Here is a 5,560-nt window from a genome sequence, read left to right on the forward strand (position 1 = left end):
GGGGCGGAGGAGGGCGGTGAGGCGGCGCCAGAGGCGGCGGAGTCGGCCCGGCCGCGCCGCCCGACCTGCCCGGCCCGGCGTTCCGCCGGCCAGCGCGTACGCGAGCGCGGTGCCCGCCTCGTCCAGAGCCGGCGTGGCCAGCGCCAGGTGTCCCAGGGAGACCGCGATCGGCACCGGCCGCTCCCGGGCGACCTCCGCCACGTCGGCGAGACGTTCGGCCACCACGCCGGCGACGTCGGTGCGTACCGCGGGGTCGACCCAGGCGGCCGTGACCAGGGCGAACAGAGCGGCCTCGGTGATCCAGTCCTCGACGTCCCAGATCAGCTCGACCAATACCCGGCGCCGGGTCGACTCCGCCCACGGTTCGTCGGTGCGGTGGTGCAGCAGCCCGAGGCAGGCCCAGACCTGCACGCACCGGACCCAGAGCGAGGGGTCCTGCCCGGCGAGCACCCGCCCCACCGCGGTGGCGGGCGGCTTGGGCGGGTGCACCAGCAGCCCCAGCAGGTCGGCGAGGTCCAGGGTGGCCAGTCCGACCGCCGCGTCGTACGCCGCCGGTGGGTGCGGCCAGGCGGGGTGGGCGAGGTGGCGTACCCGTTCGGCCGCGTCGGCGGAGGGGGCCGGCAGGATGGGCGCGGCGACGGCTCCCTCGTAACGCCAGAGCTGACAGGTGGTGGCAGCCCGCCGGGGTTCCCGGGGGTCCGGTCGGCTCGTCCCGGTGACCTCGATGTTCAGGCCGGCCGCCGCGCCGGCCCGCATCGCGCTCGGCGGTTCCGGTACGGCGAGGCGGATCGCCGGGCCGGGCGTGCCGCCGGCGGCGGGCGCCCGGCGCAGCGCGTCGACCATCGCGCCGGCGGCCGGGGTGACCTGCCCCAACCAGGGGCGGCTGCGGCAGCAGTCGGCGAGGTCGGCGTGCTCGTGGCTGTCGTCCGGGTGGTCGCGGACGAAGTCGGCAAGGGCGACGAGGTGGGCCACGTCGCCGTCACGCAGGAAGCGCAACCGGTGGGCGGTGTGCACCGCGCAGTCGAAGCTGGGGTCGCGGGCCAGGGCCCGGTCGCACCACTCCAGGGCGGCGTCGAGCCGGCCGGTGTCGGCCAGGGTGCCGGCGATGTCCGCGTACACGGCGAGGTCGTCGGGATCGTGCGCGACGGCCCGTTCGAGGGCGGCGAGCGCCTCCCGGGCCCGGCCGGCGCTGCGGTACGCGTACCCGAGCCACACCTCGCCCAGTTTGGAGGGCTCCTCGCGTACGCCCCGGCCGGCCCAGGTGATCGCGAGGCTGACCTCGCCGAGGCGCCGGGCCAGCGCGGACGCCGCGCCCAGCAGCAGCGCGTGCCGCGGATGCGCGGCGACGGCGTGGCGGGCCAGGGTGAGGTACGGCAGCAGCGGCGGGCGGCCGGCGCGGGGCACCGGGTCGGGCACCGCCGTGCAGACCTGCATGAGGATCCGGGCGGCCCGTTCGGGGTCGAGTCGGGCGGCCAACTCGGGCGCGGTCACCCAGGGCACCCCGGCCCAGTCCACCCCGGGCGCGTGCCCGGTGGCGGCGACCAGCAGGTCCAGCCCCTCGGCCGGTCGCCCGGCGGCGGCGAGCAGGTGGGCGCGGGCCACCACGGCCCCGACGAAGGCCCGCTGGCCGAGCGGGAAGAGCTCCAGGTCGCCCCCGGAGACCGCCGCGATGCGGGCCAGCGTCTCGTGCACCTCGGGCAGGGTCGGCGCCCGGACGAGGGCGGCGGCGAGGTGCCCGGCGGCGTGCGGCAGGTCCCCGGAGTCGAGGGCCAGTCGGGCGAGGACGAGTTCCTCCGCCGCGGTCGGTGCGGATTCGTCACGTCCCTCGGTCACGTCGGCCTCTCGCTCACTGGGTGCCAGGGCTGGCAAGCCTAGGGGATGTCGCCCAGCAGTGGTGATCTGCTGCGCGTTGCTGTTCGTTCGATTGCTCGCGAGGGAGCAATGATGCAAGACTGAGCACGAAACGCGCGGAAACCGCGCAGGGGGGAGTCTTCGTGCCACATCCAGGAGCTGGCATGGCCGCCGACATCGACGAGCAGCCGGCCGGCTACGCCCGCCTGCTCGCCGCCGGGCCCGCCGAGCTGATCGCCGGGGTGGCCGCGACCATCGCGCGCCGCCGTCCCCGCCACGTGGTCTTCACCGCCCGGGGTACCTCCGACCATGCCGCCCTCTACGGGGCGTACCTCACCGAGATCCGGCTCGGCCTGCCCGCCGGGCTCGCCTCGCCCAGCGCCGTCACCGTCTACGGGGCACGGCCCGACCTCTCCGAGGCGCTCGTCGTCGGGGTCAGCCAGAGCGGCGGCTCACCCGACCTGACCGAGGTGCTGCGCACGGCCCGCGCCTGCGGCGCGCTCACCCTCGCGGTCACGAACAACCCCGACTCGCCGCTGGCCGAGGCCGCCGAGCTGAACGTCGACATCGCCGCCGGCCACGAGCGGGCCGTCGCCGCGACCAAGACGTACACCGCCGAACTGCTCGCCCTGCTGATGCTCGTCGAGGGCGTCCGGGCCGGCGACGGCGTGCTGCCCGCCGAGGAACGGGCCGCCCTGGACGCCCTGCCCGGCCTCGCCGCTCGCACTCTCGCCGACCCCACCCCGGCGCAGCTCGCTCCCCGCTACCGCTTCGCCGGCCAGCTGGTCACCACCGGCCGTGGGTACGCCTACCCGACAGCCCGGGAGGCGGCGTTGAAGCTGATGGAAACCTCCTACCTGCCGGCGCTGGCCTTCTCCGGCGCCGACCTGCTGCACGGCCCGCTCGCCATGACCGACCCGGGCGTCCCGGTGCTCGCCGTCGTCGGATCCGGCCCCGGCGGGCGCGCCATGGGCGAGGTGCTGCCGCGGCTCGGCGAGCGCCGCGCCGACGTGGTCGTGGTCGGCTCCGCCGAGGTGGCGGGGGCCACCCGGATGGCCGTCCCCGAGGTCGACGAGCGGTACGCCCCGTTGCTGGACATCCTGCCCCTGCAACGCCTGGCGCTGGCGCTGGCGCTGGCCCGGGGCGAGGACCCGGACGCGCCCCGTGGCCTGAAGAAGGTCACCGCGACGAGGTGACCTCCGACGTGGCAGGCTGTGGGGCGTGTCCACGCTGCGCGACCTCGCCGAGGAGCACACCCAGCTCCGCCCGGCCGACATCGACCACCTGCACCGCATCGCCGGCGACTGGCAGCTGCTGTCCGACCTCTCCTTCGCCGACCTGCTGCTCTGGGTGCCGGTCGACAGCGACGGCGCTTTCCTCTGCGTCGCCCAGGTCCGCCCGACGACCGCTCCCACCGCGTACCTCGACGACCAGGTGGGCCGGATCGTCGGCGGCCCCGAGGTGGCCCACCTGGAGGTGGCGTACCGGCAGGGGCGGATCTGGCGGGAGGGCGACCCGGTCTGGTACGGCGACGTGCCCGCCCGGCACGAGGCGATCCCGGTGCGGCTGCGCACCACCGACGGGGAGGCCGGTGAGGTCGTCGCCGTGGTCGGCCGGGACACCAACCTCTCCACCGCCCGCACCCCGAGCCAGCTGGAGCTGAACTACCTCACCACCGCCGACGACCTGGCCCAGATGATCGCCGACGGCACCTTCCCGCCGCCCCGGCACCCGGGGGAGACCACCTCCGCGCCCCGGGTCGGCGACGGTCTGGTCCGGCTGGACGCCAACGGCAAGGTCACCTACGCCAGCCCGAACGCCCAGTCGGCGTACCGGCGACTGGGGTACGCGTCCCACCTGGTCGGGGAGGACCTGGCCAAGCTGCACCGCCGGCTCGCCGCCGACCCGCTGGAGGGCACCGACGCCGGGAACGCCGTGTTGGCCGCGCTGCGCGGCGAGGCCCCGCCCCGGCGGGAGATCGACGCCCGGGGCGCCACCATGCTGACCCGGGCGCTGCCGCTGATGCCGGCCGGCGTGCCGATCGGCGCGCTGGTGCTGGTCCGCGACATCACCGAGGTACGCCGCCGGGACCGGGCGTTGATCACCAAGGACGCCACCATCCGGGAGATCCACCACCGGGTGAAGAACAACCTCCAGACGGTCGCCGCGCTGCTGCGTCTGCAGGCCCGCCGGGTCGCCATGCCCGAGGCCCGGGTCGCGCTGGAGGAGTCGGTACGTCGGGTCGCCTCGATCGCCCTGGTACACGAGACGCTCTCCATGTCCAGCGACGAGGCGGTCGAGTTCGACGGCATCGTCGACCGGGTGGCCAGCGCGGCCACCGAGGTCGCCGCGACGGAGGTGACCGTCGGGATGCGCCGCCGGGGCAGCTTCGGCGTACTGCCCGCCGAGATCGCCACCTCGCTGGTCATGGTGCTCAACGAGCTGCTGCTCAACGCCGTCGAGCACGGTTTCCCGCCGGCCGGCGAGGAGGGGGCCGCCGACGGGGCGGGGAGCGACGCGAAGCCGGAGGTGGTGGTGACCGCGCACCGGCTCCGCAAGCAGCTGCACGTCTCGGTGGCCGACAACGGGCGTGGCCTGCCCGCGCACTTCGACGCCGAACGCGCCGGCCGGCTGGGACTGCAGATCGTCCGGGCGTTGGTCACCGGCGAGCTGCGCGGCAGCATCGAGCTGCGCAACGGCGCCGAGGGCGGCACCGAAGCCGTCCTGGTCGTCCCGCTGGCTCGCCAGCCCGGCTGACCGAGGCAAACCGTCGGCCTGGACGAGCCGGTGCGTGCCCTGTGGTTCGGTCAGGCCCGCGCGGCGAGCAGCGCGACGGTGACGCCGGGGCGCTGCCAGGTGCGGCTGACGGTGAAGGCGTCGCGCAGGGCGTTTCCTTTCGCGCCGCGAAGCGCGGCCAGCGGGTCGGCATGCCGGCCGGCCACCACCAACCAGACCCGCTCCACCCCGGCCAGGCACGCCGCTGGCCGGGCGCACTCGGTGACCCAGAGATCCGCCCGCTGTCGCTGGTCGCGGGCCACCAACACGTCGCGGGGCCGGTTCTGCAGGTGGTACGCCACCCCGAGGTCGAGGAAGAGCCAGCCGTCCCGGGGCGCGTAGACCACGGCGTCCCCGGGCCGCTGTTGCGCCCCGATGATCCCCGCCGCGCCCCGGTAGTCGACGGTCGTGCTGCGTGGCCAGCCGTGGGTCTGCCGCAGCGCCGCCTGGTCCGGCAGCCCGAGCAGGCCGGCCAGCGCCACCACCGCGAGGCGTGGCGCGAGCGCCCGGCCAGCGACCACCGGAACCCCGGCCAACGCCGCGCCGCCGAGCACGGCCGCGAAGGGCACGGTGAAGAGCAGGTAGCGCGGCACCCAGAGCGGTACGACCAGTGCGGCGGCGAAGACCAGCAGCACCGGCAGCAGTACGCAGAGCCCGGGCAGCAGCGCGCGTCGACCCGTCTGCGCTGCCCCCAGCGCGGCGAGGCCGACCAGCAGCCCACCGACCACCCCGCTCTGGACGACGCCGGCGGGCAGCGCCGCCAGATCGGTCAGCCGGGCCGGTTCGACCCAGTCGAGCTGCCGGGAGCGCTGCCCCCGGGTCCGTAGCAGCAGCGGGGTGAGCACGACGAGCGCCGCCAGCAGGGCCAGCGCCCAACGCCCGGCGAGCCAGCCGCCCCGCGCCGCCCGCCCCCGCGGCCGGGGCAGGCCGGGCG

At 76.2% G+C, this 5,560-nt stretch carries 3 protein-coding genes and 1 pseudogene; 2 read left to right on the top strand and 2 right to left on the bottom strand.

What is annotated here, in order from left to right; genetic code table 11:
* Positions 1–1,833 (bottom strand): tetratricopeptide repeat protein (locus E1193_RS29675; RefSeq protein WP_132186459.1); only part of this gene is annotated, 1,833 nt, incomplete at its 3' end.
* A 182-nt stretch (positions 1,834–2,015) separates the two neighbouring features.
* Between E1193_RS29675 and E1193_RS29680 the strand changes: the two genes are divergently transcribed.
* Both E1193_RS29680 and E1193_RS29685 read left to right on the top strand, forming a co-directional pair.
* The gene (locus E1193_RS29680) at positions 2,016–3,047 is read left to right on the top strand and encodes an SIS domain-containing protein (RefSeq protein WP_132186460.1); all 1,032 of its coding nucleotides are present in this window, start codon (positions 2,016–2,018) and stop codon (positions 3,045–3,047) included.
* A gap of 25 nt (positions 3,048–3,072) precedes the next feature.
* Positions 3,073–4,608, top strand: a complete 1,536-nt coding sequence (locus E1193_RS29685; protein WP_132186461.1) for a PAS domain-containing sensor histidine kinase — start codon at positions 3,073–3,075, stop codon at positions 4,606–4,608.
* Between the two features lie 50 nt (positions 4,609–4,658).
* Here the strand turns inward: E1193_RS29685 and E1193_RS29690 are convergent.
* Positions 4,659–5,560: pseudogene (locus E1193_RS29690) on the bottom strand (hypothetical protein); the annotation flags it as partial.

This window comes from Micromonospora sp. KC606 (assembly GCF_004348675.1).
In the GTDB taxonomy this organism is placed as follows: domain Bacteria; phylum Actinomycetota; class Actinomycetes; order Mycobacteriales; family Micromonosporaceae; genus Micromonospora.

Excerpts from the sequence above, each read along its gene's own strand:
- E1193_RS29680 (WP_132186460.1), top strand. The coding sequence starts at position 2,016 with ATGGCCGCCGACATCGACGAGCAGCCGGCCGGCTACGCCCGCCTGCTC.